The sequence below is a fragment of the Hymenobacter sp. APR13 genome, assembly GCF_000737515.1.
Classification (GTDB): domain Bacteria; phylum Bacteroidota; class Bacteroidia; order Cytophagales; family Hymenobacteraceae; genus Hymenobacter.
The window spans coordinates 2,649,149-2,670,457 of the sequence record NZ_CP006587.1 but is presented as its reverse complement, the minus strand read 5'-3'; the positions used below and the strand labels follow the sequence as shown (position 1 = coordinate 2,670,457).

21 protein-coding genes and 1 tRNA gene are annotated in these 21,309 nt (G+C 56.1%); all 22 read right to left on the bottom strand.

The features are described 5' to 3' along the window. Nucleotide 1: 1 nt before the first annotated feature. Nucleotides 2-427, bottom strand: coding sequence for a 50S ribosomal protein L16 (gene rplP / locus N008_RS11185; RefSeq protein WP_044016030.1), 426 nt, complete (start codon nt 425-427; stop codon nt 2-4). 37 nt (nt 428-464) lie between these two features. Next, nucleotides 465-1,334, bottom strand: a complete 870-nt coding sequence (rpsC, locus tag N008_RS11180; RefSeq protein ID WP_044016028.1) for a 30S ribosomal protein S3 — start codon at nt 1,332-1,334, stop codon at nt 465-467. Between the two features lie 5 nt (nt 1,335-1,339). Next, nucleotides 1,340-1,822, bottom strand: coding sequence for a 50S ribosomal protein L22 (rplV, locus tag N008_RS11175; RefSeq protein ID WP_044016026.1), 483 nt, complete (start codon nt 1,820-1,822; stop codon nt 1,340-1,342). A gap of 2 nt (nt 1,823-1,824) precedes the next feature. Further along, nucleotides 1,825-2,103: a 30S ribosomal protein S19 gene (gene rpsS / locus N008_RS11170; RefSeq protein WP_044003251.1), complete on the bottom strand. Its 279-nt coding sequence runs from the start codon at nt 2,101-2,103 to the stop codon at nt 1,825-1,827. Nucleotides 2,104-2,106: 3 nt separating this feature from the next. Then, the gene (gene rplB, locus N008_RS11165) at nt 2,107-2,934 is read right to left on the bottom strand and encodes a 50S ribosomal protein L2 (RefSeq protein ID WP_044016024.1); all 828 of its coding nucleotides are present in this window, start codon (nt 2,932-2,934) and stop codon (nt 2,107-2,109) included. A 43-nt stretch (nt 2,935-2,977) separates the two neighbouring features. Next, a complete protein-coding gene (rplW, locus tag N008_RS11160; protein ID WP_044016022.1) occupies nt 2,978-3,265 on the bottom strand; it encodes a 50S ribosomal protein L23 in 288 nt (95 codons plus the stop codon). Next, nucleotides 3,265-3,903: a 50S ribosomal protein L4 gene (rplD, locus tag N008_RS11155; protein WP_044018638.1), complete on the bottom strand. Its 639-nt coding sequence runs from the start codon at nt 3,901-3,903 to the stop codon at nt 3,265-3,267. Before rplD ends, rplW begins: the two co-directional genes overlap by 1 nt. Nucleotides 3,904-3,911: 8 nt before the next feature. Beyond that, the gene (gene rplC / locus N008_RS11150; RefSeq protein ID WP_044016020.1) at nt 3,912-4,532 is read right to left on the bottom strand and encodes a 50S ribosomal protein L3; all 621 of its coding nucleotides are present in this window, start codon (nt 4,530-4,532) and stop codon (nt 3,912-3,914) included. Nucleotides 4,533-4,807: 275 nt separating this feature from the next. After that, complete coding sequence (rpsJ, locus tag N008_RS11145) at nt 4,808-5,113, bottom strand: 30S ribosomal protein S10 (protein WP_044016018.1); 306 nt, start codon at nt 5,111-5,113, stop codon at nt 4,808-4,810. Between the two features lie 21 nt (nt 5,114-5,134). Beyond that, the gene (gene fusA, locus N008_RS11140) at nt 5,135-7,279 is read right to left on the bottom strand and encodes an elongation factor G (RefSeq protein ID WP_044016017.1); all 2,145 of its coding nucleotides are present in this window, start codon (nt 7,277-7,279) and stop codon (nt 5,135-5,137) included. Nucleotides 7,280-7,381: 102 nt separating this feature from the next. Further along, nucleotides 7,382-7,849, bottom strand: coding sequence for a 30S ribosomal protein S7 (gene rpsG / locus N008_RS11135; protein ID WP_044016015.1), 468 nt, complete (start codon nt 7,847-7,849; stop codon nt 7,382-7,384). Between the two features lie 86 nt (nt 7,850-7,935). After that, on the bottom strand, nt 7,936-8,358 hold the full coding sequence (gene rpsL / locus N008_RS11130; RefSeq protein ID WP_044003259.1) for a 30S ribosomal protein S12: 423 nt from the start codon (nt 8,356-8,358) through the stop codon (nt 7,936-7,938). 288 nt (nt 8,359-8,646) lie between these two features. After that, nucleotides 8,647-8,991, bottom strand: a complete 345-nt coding sequence (locus N008_RS11125; protein WP_044016013.1) for a DUF3467 domain-containing protein — start codon at nt 8,989-8,991, stop codon at nt 8,647-8,649. A gap of 117 nt (nt 8,992-9,108) precedes the next feature. Beyond that, the gene (gene rpoC, locus N008_RS11120) at nt 9,109-13,461 is read right to left on the bottom strand and encodes a DNA-directed RNA polymerase subunit beta' (RefSeq protein ID WP_044016011.1); all 4,353 of its coding nucleotides are present in this window, start codon (nt 13,459-13,461) and stop codon (nt 9,109-9,111) included. A gap of 344 nt (nt 13,462-13,805) precedes the next feature. Next, nucleotides 13,806-17,681 carry a DNA-directed RNA polymerase subunit beta gene (gene rpoB, locus N008_RS11115; protein WP_197062995.1) on the bottom strand — a complete coding sequence of 1,292 codons (3,876 nt, stop codon included), beginning with the start codon at nt 17,679-17,681 and terminating at the stop codon, nt 13,806-13,808. 288 nt (nt 17,682-17,969) lie between these two features. Beyond that, a complete protein-coding gene (gene rplL, locus N008_RS11110) occupies nt 17,970-18,347 on the bottom strand; it encodes a 50S ribosomal protein L7/L12 (RefSeq protein ID WP_044016009.1) in 378 nt (125 codons plus the stop codon). Between the two features lie 63 nt (nt 18,348-18,410). Then, nucleotides 18,411-18,965: a 50S ribosomal protein L10 gene (rplJ, locus tag N008_RS11105; RefSeq protein WP_044016007.1), complete on the bottom strand. Its 555-nt coding sequence runs from the start codon at nt 18,963-18,965 to the stop codon at nt 18,411-18,413. Nucleotides 18,966-18,984: 19 nt separating this feature from the next. Then, on the bottom strand, nt 18,985-19,680 hold the full coding sequence (gene rplA, locus N008_RS11100; RefSeq protein ID WP_044016005.1) for a 50S ribosomal protein L1: 696 nt from the start codon (nt 19,678-19,680) through the stop codon (nt 18,985-18,987). Nucleotides 19,681-19,698: 18 nt separating this feature from the next. After that, on the bottom strand, nt 19,699-20,142 hold the full coding sequence (gene rplK / locus N008_RS11095) for a 50S ribosomal protein L11 (protein ID WP_022822113.1): 444 nt from the start codon (nt 20,140-20,142) through the stop codon (nt 19,699-19,701). A 191-nt stretch (nt 20,143-20,333) separates the two neighbouring features. After that, the gene (nusG, locus tag N008_RS11090) at nt 20,334-20,900 is read right to left on the bottom strand and encodes a transcription termination/antitermination protein NusG (RefSeq protein ID WP_044016002.1); all 567 of its coding nucleotides are present in this window, start codon (nt 20,898-20,900) and stop codon (nt 20,334-20,336) included. A 12-nt stretch (nt 20,901-20,912) separates the two neighbouring features. Next, nucleotides 20,913-21,107 carry a preprotein translocase subunit SecE gene (gene secE / locus N008_RS11085; protein ID WP_044016001.1) on the bottom strand — a complete coding sequence of 65 codons (195 nt, stop codon included), beginning with the start codon at nt 21,105-21,107 and terminating at the stop codon, nt 20,913-20,915. 67 nt (nt 21,108-21,174) lie between these two features. After that, nucleotides 21,175-21,245: transfer RNA gene (locus N008_RS11080), tRNA-Trp, on the bottom strand. Nucleotides 21,246-21,309 lie beyond the last annotated feature (64 nt).

Genomic DNA, 21,309 nt, shown 5'->3' with positions numbered 1-21,309 from the left:
CTTACTTGCTTTCTACGTAGTCGCGACGAACAACAAACTGAGTCCGAACCGGCAGCTTCTGGGCTGCCAGGCGCAGCGACTCCTGCGCCACTTCCAGCGAAACGCCGTCTGACTCGAACATGATAGTGCCGGGCTTCACGCAGGCTACCCAATACTCGGGCGAGCCTTTGCCTTTACCCATCCGCACTTCAGCCGGCTTCTTGGTGATCGGCTTGTCAGGGAAAATGCGGATCCAAACTTGCCCTTCGCGTTTCATGGCGCGGGTCATGGCGATACGGGCTGCCTCAATCTGGCGAGCCGTAATCCAAGCCACTTCCAACGACTTAATAGCGAAAGAACCGAAGTCAATGGAGCTGCCGCGGTAGGCGAGGCCTGATACGCGACCCTTTTGCATCTTGCGATACTTGGTCCTTTTCGGTTGTAACATGATTTATTGAAATTGAATTTCTGAAGAAAAGAAACGACTAGCGACGCGGAGCGCCACTGCCCTGACCACCACGGTTGGCACCACCTGGGGCACCACCGCCACGGCGCTGGCCACCACCGGCGGCACCTGCACCGCCACGGTTGTCACCACCACGGTCGTTACGGTCGCGGCGCGGGCCACGGTCACCACCACGGTCGCCACGCTCGCCGCGTGGGCCACGGTCGCCACCACGGGTGTCGTTGCCTTGGTTGGCAGGAACCTGGTTAGGCGACAGGTCGGGCTTGCCGAACACTTCACCACGCATGATCCATACCTTGATACCGATTTTGCCATACACGGTCTGAGCTTCCGACAAAGCGTAGTCGATATCGGCGCGCAGCGTGTGCAGCGGCGTACGGCCCTCTTTGTACTGCTCGGAACGGGCAATTTCAGCACCGCCCAGACGGCCACCGCACTGGATCTTGATGCCTTCGGCACCAACACGGATAGCAGCCTGAATGCTCATCTTCATGGCACGGCGGAACGAGATACGAGCCTGCAGCTGCTGAGCAATGCTCTCACCTACCAGCTTGGCGTCGAGTTCCGGACGCTTAATTTCGAAGATGTTGATCTGAACGTCCTTGCTGGTGATCTGCTTCAGTTCGTCTTTGATCTTATCCACTTCAGCGCCACCCTTACCGATTACCACACCCGGACGAGCCGTGTTGATGGTAATGGTGATGCGCTTCAGCGTACGCTCAATCACGATGCGGCTAATGCCACCTTTCGGGATACGAGCCATGATGTATTTGCGGATTTTTTCGTCCTCCACCAGTTTGTCGGCAAAGTCCTTGCCGCCGTACCAGTTCGAGTCCCATCCTTTAATGACGCCCAGACGGAAGCCAACCGGATTTACTTTCTGTCCCATAGTGCTTATGCGGTGGCTTCTGCCTTGGTTTCAGTGGATTTCTTAGCCGAGCTACGACGCGTGGTCTTTGGCTTGGCTTCAGCGTTGGCTTCGGTGGTCTTCGTTTCAGCAGCTTTCTGGGTAGCAGCTTTGCTGCCCAGACGCTCTACTTTCGTGTCAATCACCAGCGTCACGTGGTTGCTGCGCTTGCGGATGCGGTGGCCACGGCCCTGAGGGGCGGGGCGCAGACGCTTCAGCTGACGGCCTTCATCCACGAAAATCTCTTTGATGTAGAGGTTAGCGTCTTCGATGCGCTCATCCTCGTTGTGCTGCTGCCAGTTGGCAAGAGCCGAGAGGAGGAGCTTTTCAACACGGGCAGCGCCCGAGTTGGCTTCGAATTTCAGCAGGCCCAGCGCACGGGTCACTTTCTGACCACGAACCATGTCGGCCACCAGGCGCATCTTGCGCGGCGAGGTGGGAACGTTGCGGAGTTTAGCGGTTGCTTCCATGATTAGCGCTTGCCTTTATCTTTCTTGGCAATGTGTCCACGGAAGTTGCGGGTTGGAGCAAACTCACCGAGCTTGTGTCCTACCATGTTCTCCGTAACATATACCGGGATGAACTTATTGCCGTTGTGAACGGCGAAGGTGTGGCCAACGAAATCAGGCGAAATCATCGAGCGGCGCGACCAGGTCTTCACCACCGACTTTTTGCCGGACTCATCCATTGCCGTTACTTTCTTCTCGAGCCGGAAGTCAATGTACGGCCCTTTTTTTAGTGAACGTGCCATTGCTTACTTCTTGCCTTTGCGGTTAACGATGAGCTGCTCGGAGTACTTGTTCTTGTTACGGGTCTTCTGACCTTTCGCGAAGATACCGTTACGGCTACGTGGGTGACCACCCGACGATTTGCCTTCGCCACCACCCATTGGGTGATCGACAGGGTTCATGGCTACACCACGAACACGTGGGCGACGACCCAACCAGCGGTTGCGGCCGGCTTTACCCAGACGAACGTTCATGTGGTCGCCGTTGGATACCGTGCCTACCGTGGCCATGCACGTAACAAGCACCATGCGCATCTCGCCGGAAGGCAATTTCAGCGTGGCGTACTTGTCTTCGCGGGCCACCAGCTGAGCGTAGGTGCCAGCCGAACGAGCCATAGCGGCACCGTTACCGGGCATCAGCTCGATGTTGTGGACGATGGTACCGAGCGGGATTTCGCGCAGCGGCAGGGCGTTGCCTACTTCGGGGGCTACACCCGAACCCGACACGACCGTAGCACCTACCTCAACGCCGGCTGGGGCGATGATGTAACGCTTCTCGCCATCGGCGTACTGAAGCAGGGCGATACGGGCCGTACGGTTCGGATCGTACTCAATCGTCTTCACCGTGGCTGGCACCGAGGCCTTGTCACGCTTGAAGTCGATGATACGATACTTGGCTTTGTGCCCACCGCCGATGTAGCGGTTGGACATTTTGCCCGAGTTGTTGCGGCCACCGGAGTTTTTCATGGGTGCCAACAGCGACTTCTCCGGCGTCGACGTCGTAATCTCGTCGAAGGCCGGTGCAATGCGGAAGCGCTGACCCGGTGATGTTGGTCTTAGTTTTTTGAGTGCCATTACTCTTGCTTAGGAAATGCTCTTATGCAGAAAAGGGCGCAGCTTAGATGCCGCTGTAAAAGTCGATAACCTCGCCTTCCTTCACCGTCACGATGGCTTTCTTGCCATGTGCGCGGCGGCCCGATACCGAACCACCTTTGGTGAACTTGGACTTCACTTTTCCATTGGTGCGGATCGTGCTGATGCCCGTTACCGTCACGCCATAGAACTGCTCGATGTCCTTTTTGATCTGAACTTTGTTGGCGCTACGCTCTACTTCGAAAACGTATTTGCCTTGCTCGTTCAGGCCCGTGGCCTTCTCGGTCACGATGGGTTTTTTCAGCGTGCTCATTATTCAGCAGTGGTATAGAGTTGTTCCAATGCCGTCAGGCCAGCTTCCGACAGCAGCAGCGTGTCGGTGTTCAGCAGGTCGTGGGTGTTGAGCGCTACGGGCGTCGACACTTTTACCTTCTGGATGTTGCGGGCCGACAGAACCACGTTCTTGTCTACTTCGCCGGTCACCAGCAGAGTCTTCTTGCCGTTGTTCAGCTTCAGACCTGCGAGGATGGAGAGGAAGTCTTTGGTCTTAGGAGCCGACAGGGAGATATTCTCCACCAGGGCTACTTTGCCGTCTTTCGCCAGCGTCGAGAGAGCCGACAGACGAGCGAGACGCTTGGTCTTTTTGTTGAGCTTGAAGCCGTAGTCGCGGGGCTCAGGACCGAAAATCCGGCCACCACCTACGAACACACCCGATTTCATCGAGCCAGCGCGGGCGCCGCCCGTGCCTTTCTGCTTCTTCAGTTTCTTGGTGGTGCCGTGCACTTCGTTGCGCTGCTTCGACTTGTGCGTACCCTGGCGCTGGTTGGCCAGGTACTGCTTCACGTCGAGGTACATCACGTGCTCGTTCGGCTCCAGACCGAAGATGGCGTCAGACAGCGTAACCTTGCGGCCGGTGTCTTCGCCTTTGATGTTATATACTGACAGTTCCATCTTCAAGGTTATTTTTCCAGGACCACGAAAGAGTTCTTGGCACCGGGAATCGAGCCGCTCACCACGATGAGGTTTTTGTCGGCTACAATGCGCATCACCTTCAGGTTCTGCACTTTCACCCGGTCGTTGCCCATGCGGCCACCCATGCGCATTCCTTTGAATACGCGCGAAGGCCACGAGCAGGCACCGATAGAACCGGGGTGACGGCCGCGGTTGTGCTGACCGTGAGTCTGGCCACCAACACCGGCGAAGTTGTAACGCTTCACAACGCCCTGGAAACCTTTGCCTTTCGACGTACCAACTACGTCAACAAATTCACCTTCCTCGAAGAGGGAAGTGTTTACTTCGCTGCCAGCAGCGAAGTTGGCTACTTCATCCGTGCGGAACTCAACGAGTTTGCGTTTGGGAGTAGTTCCGGCTTTGGCAAAATGACCCGCCAGTGCTTTGGTGGTGTTCTTTGCTTTTTTCTCGCCGTAACCGAGCTGGATGGCCGTGTAGCCGTCCGTTTCGATGGTCTTAACCTGCGTCACCACACACGGACCTGCTTCGATGAGCGTGCAGGGAATGTTCTTCCCGTCCGGAGTGAAGAGGCTTGTCATACCGATTTTTTTACCGATGATGCCAGGCATTCTGTTTGGGTTTAGTAAAAGACGCACACGAAAACGCCCGAGTGGCGTTTTCGGAATGGGAGTGCAAAGCTAGGAAATTGTTATGTTATATAATAGCTACCTTCTGAAATATTTTCAGTGTCACCGCTTTAGCCCTTGTTACCCCCTCTCCTACCCGATACCCGCGCGGCAGAAATTGGCTTTTACCATTTCCGGCATCCGCCATAAAGTGAAACACCCCACCGGCTGCGCAGAACCAGTGGGGTGTTTCGGTAATGAGCTGACTAAATCAGTCCTCAGACTTTGATTTCAACGTCAACGCCGCTTGGCAGCTCCAGCTTCATTAGTGCATCTACGGTTTTCGACGAAGTCGAGTAGATGTCAACGAGACGCTTGTAGGTGCAGAGCTGGAATTGCTCCCGGCTCTTCTTGTTCACGTGGGGCGAACGGAGCACGGTGAATTTTTCCTTGATGGTCGGCAAGGGAATCGGACCGCTTACGATAGCGCCCGTAGCCTTCACCGCCTTCACAATCTTCTCCGACGATTTGTCCACCAGATTGTGGTCGTAGGATTTGAGTTTGATGCGAATCTTCTGGTTCATGTCTATTGAATGAAAGCGGTGTTAGCGAATGGCGTTGCCCTTCTGCTTGGCAATGATGCCTTCAGCAAGGTTGGTTGGTACCTGGTCGTAGTGCGAGAAGGTCAGCGAAGCCGAAGCCCGACCCGACGAGATGGTACGCAGCGTAGTTACGTAGCCGAACAGCTCCGACAGCGGAACGTCAGCCTTGATTACGTTGGCGCCACCTTTGGTGTCCATGCCTTTCATGATGCCGCGGCGACGGTTCAGGTCACCGGTTACCGAACCCGTGTACTCGTCGGGCGAAACTACTTCTACTGCCATAATTGGCTCGAGCAGTTTCGGACCAGCTTGCTTGCCAGCCTCACGGAAACCACCACGGGCAGCGAGTTCGAACGACAGGGCGTCCGAGTCAACATCGTGGTAAGAACCGTAGAACAGACGCACACGCATGCCTTCGATGGGGAAGCCAGCCAACGGACCGTTCTTCATAGCTTCTTCGAAGCCTTTCTGAACTGGTGCGATGAATTCGCGTGGGATAACACCACCGGTGATATCGTTTACGAACTCCAGACCTGGTTTCTCTGGGTCGGTCAGTTTCGGACCGAGTTCGAACACGATGTCGCCAAACTTACCGCGACCACCGGTCTGCTTCTTGTAGGTTTCGCGGTGCTCTACCGACTTGGTCAGAATCTCTTTGTAGGCTACCTGAGGAGCACCCTGGTTGATTTCCACCTTGAACTCCCGACGCATCCGGTCGATGATGATTTCGAGGTGAAGCTCGCCCATGCCTTTCAGTACGGTCTGGCCCGTCTCGGGGTCGGTCTGTACTACCAGCGTTGGGTCTTCCTCAACGAGTTTGGCAATAGCCATACCCATCTTGTCCATGTCGGCCTGGGTCTTAGGCTCGATGGCGTAACCGATTACCGGCTCAGGGAAGCTCATCGATTCCAGTACTACGCGCGACTTCTCGTCGGTCAGCGTGTCACCGGTTTTGATGTCTTTGAAGCCTACACCCGCAGCAATGTCACCCGCCTGGATTTTGTCAATCGGGTTCTGCTTGTTGGAGTGCATCTGCATGAGACGCGAGATACGCTCTTTCTTGTTCGTGCGGTTGTTGTGCACGTACGAGCCAGCGTCCAGCACGCCGCTGTAGCAGCGGAAGAAGCACAGACGGCCCACGAAGGGGTCGGTAGCAATTTTGAACGCCAGGGCCGTGAAAGGCTCCGAGTTGTCGGGGTGACGCTCGATTTCTGCGCCCGTGTCGGGGTCGGTACCGATGATGGGGGGCATGTCCAGCGGCGACGGCAGGTAGGCCATTACGCCGTCCAGCATCGACTGTACACCTTTGTTTTTGAAGGCCGAGCCGCACATTACGGGCGAGAACTTCATGTCGATAACCGCTTTGCGGATTACGACCATCATTTCTTCGCGGGTGATGGAGTCCGGATCGTCGAAGAATTTCTCCATCAACGTATCGTCGTACTCAGCTACGCTTTCAACCAGCTTCTCGCGCCACTCGGCTACGGTATCCACCAGATCCTCGGGAACCGGGATTTCGTGGTACGATTTGCCCTGGGTAGCGTCGTCCCACACAATGGCTTTGCCAGTGAGCAGGTCAACTACGCCTTTGAACGTGTCTTCAGCGCCGATTGGAATCTGCAGAGGAACGGGGTTAGCGCCCAGCTTCTCTTTGATTTCGTTTACAGCTTTGAAGAAGTCAGCACCGGCACGGTCCATCTTGTTGACGAAGCAGATGCGGGGCACCTTGTACTTGTCAGCCTGACGCCATACGGTTTCCGACTGGGGCTCTACGCCGGATACGGCGCAGAACAGGGCCACAGCGCCGTCGAGCACACGCAGCGAACGTTCTACTTCTACCGTGAAGTCAACGTGGCCGGGGGTGTCGATGAGGTTGATCTTGTACTGCTTGGTGTCAGCAGTCGGATCACCCTGGGCATCGGTGGGGTAGTTCCAGAAGGTGGTAGTAGCAGCCGACGTGATGGTGATACCACGCTCCTGCTCCTGCTCCATCCAGTCCATCGTGGCGGCACCTTCGTGCACTTCCCCGATTTTATGGGTCTTACCGGTATAGTAGAGAATGCGCTCCGACGTGGTGGTTTTACCAGCATCGATGTGCGCCATAATCCCGATGTTCCGGAGGTATTGCAGATCTTTATTAACAGCCATGTCTAGTTGAATGAGTGAATGTGTGTTTGGTGAACAGGCAGCTACCGAGGTGTGGAGTTAACCAAATCAAGGGGCGGCCCATTCACTTAGGCACTCATTTATTTAGAAGCGGAAGTGCGAGAAGGCCTTGTTGGCTTCAGCCATCCGGTGCGTGTCGTCTTTTTTCTTCACGGCAGCACCTTCACCTTTCGCAGCGGCGATGATTTCGCCAGCCAGCTTGTCCTTCATGGTCTTTTCGCCACGACGACGAGCGTACTGAATCAGCCACTTCGAGCCAACAGCAATACGACGGTCAGGACGTACTTCGATCGGAACCTGGAAGGTAGCACCACCTACGCGGCGGCTCTTCACTTCTACGGTCGGCATTACGTTGTTGAGGGCTTTGCGCCACATCTCCACGCCGCTTTCCTTGGTGCGCTGCTCAACAAGCTCGCAGGCATCGTAGAAAATGGTGTAGGCAAGGTTTTTCTTCCCGTCGTACATCATGTAGTTGACGAAACGGGTAACCAGCGTCTCCTTGAACTTGGGGTCGGGCAGGAGGATGCGCTTCTTTGGTTTTGACTTTCTCATGGGTGTAGAAATGAGCTGAGGCAGCGGGCAAGTGGGATAAGAACCATGTGCTATCCAGCACTGCGCGCTACCTCACTCGGTTTCAATTACTTTTTCTTCTTAGCAGGAGCGCCTTTGCCGGCTGGAGCAGCCTGGCCTGGCTTCGGACGCTTGGCACCGTACTTCGAGCGGCGCTGCGTACGGCCGTTAACACCAGCGGTGTCAAGAGCACCACGGATGATGTGGTAACGCACACCGGGAAGGTCTTTCACACGACCACCACGAATCAGCACGATGCTGTGCTCCTGCAGGTTGTGGCCTTCACCGGGAATGTAGGCGTTAACTTCTTTGCCGTTGGTGAGGCGCACACGGGCCACTTTACGCATAGCCGAGTTCGGCTTCTTAGGCGTGGTGGTGTACACACGGGTGCAAACGCCACGGCGCTGCGGGCACGAGTCAAGAGCCGGCGACTTCGACTTCGTCGTCAGCTTCTCGCGGCCTTTTCGTACTAACTGGTTGATGGTAGGCATCTACGGAATGTTTTGTCAAGGAGGGTTCTCTCCCAAAAATTAGGCTTGCAAAGGTAGAAAAGTCAGGGTGAAATAGCAAACGAGTTGGAATAGTTTGTTTTAGGTAATCGTCCGGTGCGGTTTTAAGCGCCCTGCAAGCCCAAAATTCACCTTCCTACGCCAACAGCCGCTGCCAGTCGTGGATTCCCGTTGTCCGTCGGATTCCACGGCGTACCAATTGCACCTAAAAAAGCCAGGGCTTCTATCTTCCCGATAAAAGCCCTGACCTACGTGGTACTATTCGAATTATTACGCCTCCCCTATCTTCCCACCGAAGCCCATCGGGTACATCGGCGAGTCGTTTTGCTGCTTGATGGGGCCGTTGGCCTGCTCGTAGCGCTCCAGGTTTTCGGCCAAAGCGGCCTGCAGGCGCTTGGCGTGCTCGGGCGTGAGGATGATGCGCGCCTTCACTCTGGCCTTCGGCACGCCCGGCATCAGCCGGATGAAGTCGATGACGAATTCGCTGCTGCTGTGCGCAATCATGGCCAGGTTGGCGTACTCGCCCTCGGCAATGTCTTCCGACAGCTCGATGTTGATGGCGTTGGGGTCTTGCGGCTGGGCCGCGTCGGCGTCGGGGTGGTTGGGTTGGTTCATTGGAAGAGTTTACGGGAACGGCTGCCGTGTTAGTGGGCCGAATGGTTAAAACTACCGAAAAAGAAAAAGCCGGCCGGATTTCTCCGGCCGGCTTCTCTTACTTAAGCAACTACGAACTTACTCCGAAACGGACTCGCGGCGCGAGGCACGGGCGGGGCGCTTGGTAGGCGCAGGCGTCTCGTCGGCTTTGGCGGCCTGTTGGGCCTCCAACTCCTCTTTCGAGCCCACGATCTGACGCGTGTATTCGCGCAGACCGGTACCGGCCGGAATGAGGTGACCTACGATTACGTTCTCCTTCAGGCCCAGCAGTTCGTCGGCCTTGCCACGGATGGCGGCTTCCGACAGCACCTTGGTCGTCTCCTGGAAGGAGGCAGCCGAGATGAACGACTGGGTGCCCAGCGACGCCTGGGTGATACCCTGCAGCGTTGGACGGGATACCGAAGGCTGTGCGTCGCGCACTTCCACTAGGGCTAGGTCGCGGCGGCGCAGGCTGCTGTTCTCGTCGCGCAGGCGACGAGCCGTTACAATCTGGCCGGGCTTCAGGTTGGTCGAGTCGCCGGAGTTCGTTACCACCTTCATGTCGATGATGGTATCGTTTTCCTCCATGAACACGATTTTGTCGATTACCTGGTGCTCCAGGAACGTCGTGTCGCCGGCGTCGAGAATCACAACTTTCTGCATCATCTGGCGAACGACCACCTCGATGTGCTTATCGTTGATTTTCACACCCTGCAAGCGGTATACTTCCTGAATCTCGTTCACGAGGTATTCCTGCACGGCGCCGGGGCCCTGAATGCTCAGGATGTCGGAAGGCGTGATGGCGCCATCCGACAGCGGCGAGCCAGCGCGGATGAAGTCGTTGTCCTGCACCAGAATGTGCTTCGACAGCGGCACCATGTACTTCTTCTTAACACCGTCTTTCGACTCCACGAAGATTTCGCGGTTGCCACGCTTCACGGTACCATAGGTTACTACGCCGTCGATTTCAGCTACTACAGCCGGGTTCGAAGGGTTACGGGCTTCGAAGAGCTCCGTAACGCGGGGCAGACCACCGGTGATGTCGCGGGTTTTGCCCACGGCACGCGGAATCTTGGCCAGAATCTGACCAGCCTTGATTTTCTCGCCGTTCTCGACGTTGAGGTGGGAGCCTACCGGAATGCTGTATGCTTTCTGGCCTTCCACATCCCCTTTTTTGCCGGGACGAACGATGATGGCCGGGTTCTGATCCTTAGCCTTCGATTCGATAATCACTTTCTCGCGGTGACCGGTCTGTTCGTCCGACTCCTCGCGGTAGGTGATACCCTCGGTGATGGCATCGTACTGAATGGTACCATCAAACTCGGCCAGAATAACGGCGTTGTAGGGGTCCCAGTTGTTCAGCTCGGCGCCTTTCTCCACCTCCTGGCCTTCGTCCACGAGCAGGAACGAGCCGTACGGAACGTGGTTGGAGATGAACACCTTGCCAGTGCCTTTCTCCACGATGCGAATCTCGCCCGAACGACCCATTACCACTTTCACCATCTCGCCGTCGGCGTTGGCGGTTTCCACGGTACGGATGTCTTCGAACTCGATTACGCCGGCGAACTTGGCTTTCAGGCTGGCTTCAACGGCAATGTTGGAAGCCGTACCACCTACGTGGAAGGTACGCAGCGTGAGCTGGGTACCAGGCTCGCCGATGGACTGCGCAGCAATTACGCCAACAGCCTCACCTTTCTGCACCATGCGGCCTGACGACAGGTTGCGGCCGTAGCACTTGGCGCAGATACCGCGCTTGCTTTCGCAAGTCAGTACCGAACGGATTTCCACCGACTCGATAGCCGTAGCATCAATGCGACGGGTGATGTCCTCGGTGATTTCCGTACCGGCCGTCAGAATTACTTCGTCGGTCAGCGGATCCACGATGTCGTGAACAGCTACGCGGCCCAAGATACGCTCTGCCAGCGGCTCTACCACGTCCTCGTTGTCTTTCAACGCGAAGGTTTCGATGCCCCGCAGCGTGCCGCAGTCGTTTTCGTTTACGATTACGTCCTGCGATACGTCTACCAGACGACGCGTCAGGTAGCCGGCGTCAGCCGTCTTCAGCGCGGTGTCGGCCAGACCCTTACGGGCACCGTGGGTCGAGATGAAGTACTCGATTACATCGAGGCCTTCTTTGAAGTTAGACAGAATCGGGTTTTCGATAATCTCACCTACCGAACCCTGCAGCGACTTCTGTGGCTTGGCCATCAGACCCCGCATACCGCCGAGCTGACGAATCTGCTCACGCGAACCACGGGCACCGGAGTGCATCATCATGTAAATCGAGTTGAAGCCCTGGTCTTCTTTTTCAAGACGACCCATGAGGGTTTCGGTGATTTGGTTGTTGATGCGGGTCCAGATGTCGATAACCTGGTTGTAACGCTCGTTGTCGGTAATCAGACCCATCTGGTAGTTCTGAGTAACGGCCTTCACGTCGTTCTGCGCTTGCAGAACCAGGGCATCCTTCTCTTTCGGAATCTGGATGTCGCCCAGACCCATCGACAGACCACCTTTGTAAGCCGACTGGAAGCCCAGCGTCTTGATGTCGTCGAGGAACTGTGCGGTGCGGGCCATGCCGGTCCGCTTGAACACCATCGAAATGATCTGCTGCAGCTTTTTCTTGGTCAGCAGCTCATCCACGAAACCTACTTCGGTTGGTACGAGCTGGTTGAACAGCACGCGGCCGGCTACCGTCTCGATGATCTTCGTTACGAGGTTATCGTCCTCGTCGCGAACCTGCGTGCGCACCTTGATGTAGGCGTGCTTCGACAGCTGACCTTCGTTGATGGCAATCACCACCTCTTCGTCGGAGTAGAAGATGCGGCCTTCGCCCTGGATCTTCTCGTCGTCGGTGCTGCGCTTGCCTTTGGTCACGTAGTACAGACCCAGAACCATGTCCTGCGACGGTACCGCAATCGGCGCGCCGTTGGCGGGGTTCAGGATGTTGTGCGACGCCAGCATGAGCATGGAGGCTTCCAGGATAGCGGCCGGTCCCAGGGGAACGTGCACAGCCATCTGGTCACCGTCAAAGTCAGCGTTGAAGGCCGTACAAACAAGCGGGTGCAGCTGGATAGCCTTGCCCTCTATGAGGCGCGGCTGGAAGGCCTGGATACCCAGACGGTGAAGCGTAGGAGCCCGGTTCAGAAGCACTGGGTGGCCTTTCAGCACGTTCTCCAAGATGTCCCAAACAACAGCGTCCTTGCGGTCCACGATTTTCTTGGCCGACTTCACCGTTTTCACGATGCCGCGCTCGATGAGCTTGCGGATGATGAACGGCTTGAACAGCTCGGCCGCCATGTTCTTGGGCAGACCGCACTCGTGCAGTTTCAGCTCAGGACCTACCACAATTACCGAACGACCCGAGTAGTCGACACGCTTACCGAGCAGGTTCTGACGGAAGCGGCCCTGCTTGCCTTTCAGCATATCGGACAGCGACTTCAGGGCGCGGTTGCCTTCGGCGCGCACGGCATTCACCTTACGCGAGTTGTCGAACAGCGAATCCACAGCTTCCTGCAGCATACGCTTCTCGTTCCGCAGAATCACTTCCGGAGCCTTGATTTCGATCAGGCGCTTGAGGCGGTTGTTGCGGATGATGACGCGACGGTACAGGTCGTTCAGGTCGGAGGTAGCGAAACGGCCACCGTCCAGTGGAACGAGTGGGCGCAGCTCCGGTGGAATCACCGGCACCATGCGGATTACCATCCACTCAGGCTTGTTCTCAATGCGGGTCGAGGCGTCGCGGAACGCTTCTACTACACGCAGACGCTTCAACGCCTCAGCTTTACGCTGCTGCGAGGTTTCGTGGGCGGCAGAGTCACGCAGCGAGTAGCTCAGCTCGTCCAGATTGATGCGCTCCAACAGGAGTTGCAGGGCATCAGCACCCATGCGGGCGATGAACTTGTTGGGGTCCTCGTTCGGCAGCATCTGGTTCTCCCGGGGGAGCTTGTCGATGATGTCGAGGTATTCGTCTTCGGTGAGGAAGTCGAGCTGCTGCACGCCTTCGTCGCCCAATACGCCGGGCTGAACGACTACGTACCGCTCGTAATAGATAATCTGATCAAGCTTCTTGGTGGGCAGGCCCAGCAGATAGCCGATTTTATTGGGCAGGGACTTGAAGTACCAGATGTGCGCAACGGGCACCACCAGTTCGATGTGGCCCATCCGCTCCCGGCGTACTTTCTTCTCGGTCACCTCCACGCCGCACCGGTCGCAGATGATGCCTTTGTAGCGAATCCGCTTGTATTTGCCGCAGTGGCATTCCCAGTCCTTCACGGGACCGAAAATCCGCTCGCAAAACAGGCCGCCCATCTCGGGCTTGTACGTCCGGTAGTTGATCGTCTCGGGTTTCACAACCTCACCGTTCGACCGCTCCAGGATGGATTCGGGCGAGGCCAGCGAAATGGTGACTTTCGAGAAGTCCTGTACCAGTTTCTTGTTTTTTGCAAACGCCATGTAGGGTAGCTGTTGTTAGCTGGTGGCTTTTTTCTGTTCGTTGGTTCCGCCCATCTTAAGAGGGATCGGAAAGAACGTAACAGTTCGACTCTGCGAAAAGTGCTCTGCGGGTCGGATAGGTACGCCGCGCAGTAGTTCTTCGCCAGGTCTGGTAATCGGGCGACTCAGCAAGCTGAATCAGGATGCGGCCAGTTGCCGCCGGAGGTTGATGCCGTTCTGACCATATCTCGGAACGACGCCGGCAGCGGCTGTTATCGGTTGCCCGAACCGCGGGTACTCTATATATACAAGACTTGAAAAGTGGCTGCCGATACTTGCGCATCAGCAGCCACCTCTTTCAAACCTTAGTCAAGCGTGATTTCCAGGGCCAGACCACGTAGCTCATGGATGAGTACGTTGAACGACTCGGGGATATTCGGCTTGGGCAGAACGTCGCCTTTTACAATGGCTTCGTACGCTTTGGCGCGGCCTACCACGTCATCCGACTTCACGGTGAGGATTTCCTGCAGCACGTTGGAAGCACCAAAGGCCTCCAGTGCCCACACTTCCATTTCACCGAAGCGCTGACCACCGAACTGAGCCTTACCACCCAGCGGCTGCTGCGTGATGAGCGAGTACGGTCCGATAGAACGGGCGTGCATCTTGTCATCTACCAAGTGACCCAGTTTCAGCATGTAGATAACACCCACCGTTACCGGCTGGTCGAAACGCTGGCCGGTGAGGCCGTCGTGCAGGTACGCGCGGCCGAAGGTCGGCAGCCCGGCTTCCGTCAGCTCGGCTGATACTTCCGCTTCGGTAGCACCGTCGAAAATCGGGGTAGCGTAGGTGCGGCCCAGCTTCAGGCCGGCCCAACCCAGTACCGTCTCGTAAATCTGACCGATGTTCATCCGGCTCGGTACACCCAGCGGGTTGAGCACGATGTCCATCGGGGTGCCATCGGGCAGGAAAGGCATGTCCTCATCGCGCACGATGCGGGCTACTACCCCTTTGTTACCGTGGCGACCAGCCATCTTATCACCCACCTTCAGCTTGCGCTTCTTGGCGATGTACACTTTGGCCAGCTGTACGATACCGGCGGGCAGCTCGTCGCCAACCTCCAGCGTAAACCGGTCACGCTTGAAGCGGGCCGTGATGGTGTTGCGCTTCTTGGCGTAGTTTTTCACCAGCTGCGCTACCATGGTGTTCACACGGGCATCGGCAGTCCAGCCTTCCAGCACGAGGTCTTTGAACATGTTCACCTCCTCGGGCACGGCGTAGTTGCTCTCGTCCTTGTAGGGGTTCTTCTCGGGGAACAGTGCTTCCGTGATGTTCTTCTTCCCGAATTTCACGCCCTTGGTCAGGATTTCGTCGCCGAACTTATGCTTGATACCCTGGGAGGTTTTGCCTTCCAGGAGCTGAATCAGCTTCTCAATCATAATAGACTTGATGCCGCGGAGCTCCTTGGCGTACGAGTCTTTCAGCTCTTCCACTTCCTTCTTCGACTTGGCCCGCAGGTTTTTGTCTTTCTTCGGACGCGAGAACAGCTTAGTACCGATAACTACCCCTTGCAGGGACGGTGGCGCCTTAAGGGAGGCATCCTTCACGTCGCCGGCTTTGTCGCCGAAGATGGCGCGGAGCAGCTTCTCTTCCGGAGTCGGGTCGGTTTCGCCTTTCGGCGTAATCTTACCGATCAGGATGTCGCCTTCCCGCACCTCAGCGCCCAGACGGATGATACCGTTGTCGTCGAGGTTGCGCACGGCTTCCTCGCTCACGTTCGGAATTTCCGAGGTCAGCTCTTCTTCGCCACGCTTGGTTTCGCGCACTTCCAACTCAAACTCCTCGATGTGAATCGAGGTGAAGATGTCGTCGCGCACTACTTTCTCCGAGATGACAATGGCATCCTCGAAGTTGTAGCCCTGCCACGGCATGAACGCCACCTGCATGTTCCGGCCCAGGGCCAGTTCACCTTTGTTGGTGCCGTAGCCTTCGCACAGCACCTGGCCTTTCACCACCCGCTCGCCGTTCTTCACGAGCGGCGTCAGGTTGATGCAGGTATCCTGGTTGGTACGACGGAATTTGATCAGGTCGTAGGAAATCTTCTCAGCGTCGAAGCTTACGAGGATATCGTCTTCCGTCAGGTCGTATTTCACGACGATACGGTTAGCGTCCACGTAGTCGATTACGCCGTTGCCTTCCGCTACTACCAGCGTGCGCGAGTCGGTAGCTACGCGGCCTTCCAGACCGGTGCCCACAATCGGAGCCTCGGCTTTCAGCAGCGGAACTGCCTGGCGCTGCATGTTCGAGCCCATCAGTGCCCGGTTAGCATCGTCGTGCTCCAGGAACGGAATCAGCGAAGCAGCCACCGATACAATCTGGTTCGGGGCTACGTCCATGTAGCTGTACTCGTCCGGACCAACCACGGGGAAGTCACCCTCGAAACGGCCTTTTACCAAATCGTTGATGAAGTTGCCTTCGTCGTCAATCCGGGCGTTGGCCTGCGCGATGTGGTGGGTGTCTTCTTCCTCAGCGGTCAGGTACTTCACGTGCTCGGTGGTATCCACCTTGCCGTTCTCTACCGTGCGGTAAGGCGTCTCGATGAAGCCCATCGAGTTAACCCGGGCATGCACGCAAAGCGACGAAATCAGACCGATGTTCGGGCCTTCCGGCGTTTCGATGGTGCAGAGGCGGCCATAGTGCGTGTAGTGAACGTCACGTACTTCGAAACCAGCCCGCTCGCGCGACAGACCTCCCGGCCCCAGTGCCGATACGCGACGCTTATGCGTCACCTCGGCCAGCGGGTTGGTCTGGTCCATGAATTGCGACAACTGGTTGGTGCCGAAGAACGAGTTGATAACCGAAGACAGCGTCCGGGCGTTGATCAGGTCAACCGGCTTGAAGTCTTCGTTGTCACGCACGTTCATGCGCTCCTTGATGGTACGCGCCATCCGGGCCAGGCCCACGCCGAACTGGGCGTAGAGCTGCTCGCCCACGGTGCGCACGCGGCGGTTGCTCAAGTGGTCAATGTCATCGACAATGGCCTTCGAGTTGATCAGACCGATCAGGTATTTCACGATGAGGACGATGTCCTCATTGGTCAGTACGCGGGCGTCCCAACCGGTGTCAATACCCAGTTTCTTATTGATACGGTAGCGGCCTACGTCCCCGAGGTCGTAGCGCTTATCCGAGAAGAATAGCTTTTGGATGATGTCGCGGGCCGTCTCTTCGTCGGGAGCCTCCGTGTTCCGGAGCTGACGATAGATTTGCTCCACGGCTTCTTTCTCCGAGTTGGAGTTGTCCTTCTGTAGCGTGTTGTAAATGATTGCGTAGTCGGCAATGTTTACGTTCTCGCGGTGCAGAATCACCGACTTGGCCCCGGCGTTCAGGATCGTGTCGATGTCCTCTTCCTCGATGGTAGAGTCGCGCTCCAGCAGTACCTCGTTCCGGTCGATGGAAACCACTTCGCCGGTGTCCTCGTCCACGAAGTCTTCCGTCCAAGTGCGCAGCACCCGGGCGGCCAGCTTGCGGCCGACGGCTTTCTTGAGGTTCTTTTTATCGGCCTTCACTTCCTCCGACAGCCCGAACAGGTCGAGGATGTCTTTGTCGGTGCCGTAACCGATGGCGCGCAGCAGCGTGGTAACCGGGAATTTCTTCTTCCGGTCGATGTAGGCGTACATCACGTTGTTCACGTCCGTGGCAAACTCAATCCACGAGCCTTTGAACGGGATGATCCGGGCCGAGTACAGCTTGGTACCGTTCGTGTGCTTGCTCTGGGCGAAGAATACGCCCGGCGAGCGGTGCAGCTGCGATACGATAACGCGCTCGGCGCCGTTGATAACGAACGAGCCCTTTTCGGTCATGTAAGGAATGTTCCCGAGGAACACTTCCTGCTCAATCGTTTCGAAATCCTCGTTGTCCGAGTCATTGCAGACCAGGCGCAACTTGGCTTTCAGTGGAACCGAGTACGTGAGGCCGCGGTCGATGCACTCGTCAACCGAGTACTTGGGCGGGTCAACGTGGTAATCGAGGAAGGTCAGCACGAAGTTTTCGCGCGAGTCCGAAATCGGAAAGTTCTCGGCGAATACTTTGAACAGGCCCTCATCGGTACGGTTCTCGGCAGCCGTTTCCAACTGGAAGAAATCCATGAACGAGCGAACCTGCACGTCCAGGAAATCCGGATACTCAATAACCTTTTTAATCTTGGCGAAGTTGATCCGCTCGTCAGCAGCTTGCAGCTTTTGCAGACCTGACTGTGCTTTCGGTGTAGCCAATGTATGTGGGGTTAGGAAATGGACACTGGGAGAATCCGGTACAGGGCCACCACAGGGCAGTGGCCTTGAAAAATTTCAAAAGTTGCGGGCGCACGAAAGCGCAAAGCAGAACCTTGCGCTTGTGGCGTCCGTAGGCACGAAAAGCCGCAAAGCGGCGTGCAAACGAACTTCCGGCTAGTTTGTTGCCTACAAACAGGAAAAGACCTGGCTTAGTTGCCAGGCCTCTCCATATTTGCTGGTTTTAAGAGCAGGCAGCAGAAATTACTTAACTTCTACTTCAGCGCCGGCTTCTTCCAGTTGCTTCTTCAGCGACTCAGCTTCATCCTTAGCAACACCTTCTTTCAGGGGCTTAGGAGCACCGTCAACCAGTTCTTTGGCTTCTTTCAGGCCCAGACCGGTCAGGTCTTTCACCAGCTTCACAACAGCCAGTTTCTGGCCACCGGCAGCTTTCAGGATCACGTCGAACGTGGTTTTCTCCTCAGGAGCGTCAGCAGCGGCAGCGCCACCACCGGCCATCATTACGGGAGCAGCAGCAGCGGGCTCGATGCCGTACTCGTCCTTCAGGATGGTAGCCAGTTCGTTTACTTCTTTTACCGTCAGGCTAACGAGCTGCTCGGCGAATGCTTTCAAATCTGCCATTTCTGTAGATTGTTAAAAAGGGGGTTGTTGGAGGAAATTGAAGTTGAAAAAGATGAGCAGCGGTTAGCCTGCAACCTCTTCTTTTTCGGAAAGCGTTTTGAGGATGCCAGCCAGTTTGTTGCCGCCGCTCGACAGAGCAGAAATAACATTCTTGGCAGGCGACTGGAGCAGACCGATAACGTCACCGATAAGCTCGTTTTTGCCTTTCAGCGTGCTCAGCGTGCTCAACTGGCTAGCGCCAACGTACACACCAGCATCAATGTAGGCACCTTTGAAGGCGGGCTTAGGCTCTACGTTCTTACCGTAGTTCTGCGCCTTGTAGAAGTCTTGCAGCAGTTTGGCAGGAGCGTTACCCGACTCTTTCGAGAACAGGATGCCCGACTGGCCAACCAGTGCCGCGTCCATCTCCGAAGTGTCGCCACCGAGGGTGTCGAGTGCCTTGCGGATGAACGTGTTCTTGTAGACTTTGAACTCCAGGCCGCGGTTGAAGCACAGGCGACGGAATTCGTTGATTTTCGCCACCGACATTCCCGAAGCATCGGCAATGTAGAACGCGTTGTGCGATTGGAACTTCTCGCTCAACTCGTCGACGAGGGCTTGTTTTTCTTCCCGGATCATATCGTCGTGTTGATTTAAATTATGCGGAAGTTACCGACGTGTCAACCGGAACAGCAGGCGACATCGTGCTCGAGAGCGTGATGCTCTTGATGTACGTGCCTTTGGCCGACGAAGGCTTCAGACGAATCAGGGTCTGAATTACTTCGATGGCGTTTTCAGCCAGCTTCTGGTCATCGAACGACACTTTACCAACCGAGCAGTGGATGATACCGGTTTTGTCAACTTTGAAGTCGATTTTACCAGCTTTCACTTCCTGCACCGCTTTGGCTACGTCCGTCGTTACCGTACCCGACTTCGGGTTAGGCATCAGACCACGGGGACCGAGCACGCGGCCCAGACGACCCACTTTAGCCATTACGGCCGGCATGGTGATGATAACGTCGATGTCAGTCCAGCCTTTTTCGATCTTGGCGATATAGTCGTCCAGACCAACGTAGTCAGCACCAGCTGCAGTAGCTTCGGCTTCTTTGTCGGGCGTAACGAGGGCCAGAACACGAACGGTTTTGCCGGTACCGTGGGGCAGCGTAGCTACGCCACGTACCATTTGGTCGGCTTTGCGGGGATCCACGCCCAGACGAACGTCGATATCTACCGAGGCGTCAAATTTGGTATAGGTGATGTCCTTTACCACTTTGGCCGCTTCTACCAGATTCCGAACTTCGGTCAGGTCATGCTTAGCAAGGGCTTCCTTGCGCTTTTTGCTTACTTGTGCCATGTCTACTCCGTCGTTAGATTATTCAGCGAAAGGAGAAGTGCCCGACACAGTGATGCCCATGCTGCGAGCCGTACCGGCTACCTGCAGCATTGCCGACTCCACTTTGAAAGCATTCAGGTCTGGCATCTTCGTTTCAGCGATGGTGCGCACCTGGTCCCACGACACGGAACCTACCTTGTTACGGTTAGGCTCTTTCGAACCGCTCTGGAGCTTGGCAGCCTCCATCAGGAGAACCGGCACCGGAGGGGTCTTCACAACGAAGTCAAACGACTTGTCGGTGTACATGGTGATGAGTACAGGACAAACTTGGCCGGCCTTATCCTGGGTGCGAGCATTGAACTGCTTGCAGAATTCCATGATGTTAAGGCCTTTGCTACCAAGTGCAGGTCCAACCGGCGGCGCAGGGTTTGCGGCGCCTCCCTTTATCTGAAGCTTCAGATAACCTCTAATTTCCTTGGCCATTTGGTTTGTAAGGCTTCGGGCGCTGCATCGTAACACGCATTGCCCTCAGTTTTTTGATTGCTCCGAAGTGGAAGCACCACCGGTCCGGAGCGGATAACCGATGACGTTTGCTTGACAGTAGGTGAAACTTGAGCTAGAGACAGTCAGAAGCGTGGCATCCAACTGTCCCTAGCTCAAGTTCGCTCTATCTACTATGACTCTTTTTCGACCTGCGTGTAGCTCAGCTCCATGGGCGTGCTACGGCCAAATATTTTCACAATTACGTTGAGCTTCTTACGCTCTTCGAATACTTCCGAAACAGTACCCAGCATGCCGGCGAAACCACCGTCGACGATTTTCACCAGCTCGTTTACCACGAATGGCGTTTCGAGCGTGGCCGTCTGCTCTTCTGCTTCGTCTACAATGCCGAGGATATTGTTTACCTCCGACAGACGCAGCGGAATTGGCTTGGTGTTCTGGTTGGCAGCCTTGCCCTCTTTGTCGCTCAGGAAACCCAATACACCAGGCGTGCTGGTGATGATGTGGTCAACTTCACCGTGCGACAGATCGGCGTGGATGATGATGTATCCGGGATACAAATTCCGTTCCCGTACGCGCTTCTTGCCGTTGCGCATCTCGTACACCTTCTCGGCCGGAATCAGTACCTGGGGTACCAGATCAGAAAGACCGTGCCGGCCGATTTCCGTTTCGAGATAGGTCTTGGCCTTTTTCTCCTGTCCGCTCACCGAGCGGACCACATACCATTTCAACTCTCCCATCTTCGCTGCCGATTAACGGAATGAGTTGTAAAACGCTTCCAGACCAGTTTTGAAAGCCACGTCCATCAACCCAACAACAGCAGCGAATACCAGCGAACCGATGAGCACCAGGCCAGCGCTCTTCTGGAGTTCCTCGAAGGAAGGCCACGTTACCTTGTAGCGCATCTCCTCGACGGTGTCGCGGAAGTAATTCGGTTTCTTGTCCATTGCTCGTCGCCTGGTTAGTGGCTTCTGATTACTCGCAGGCTGCGGACCTAGCAACCTGTATCCAATGCACGGGCGGAGAGATTCGAACTCCCATCAAAGGTTTTGGAGACCTCTATTCTACCCTTGAACTACGCCCGTGTATACGTCCGTCACCAGCTTGCTACTGGATTGGGACTGCAAATGTATGGAACTCTCTTTACAA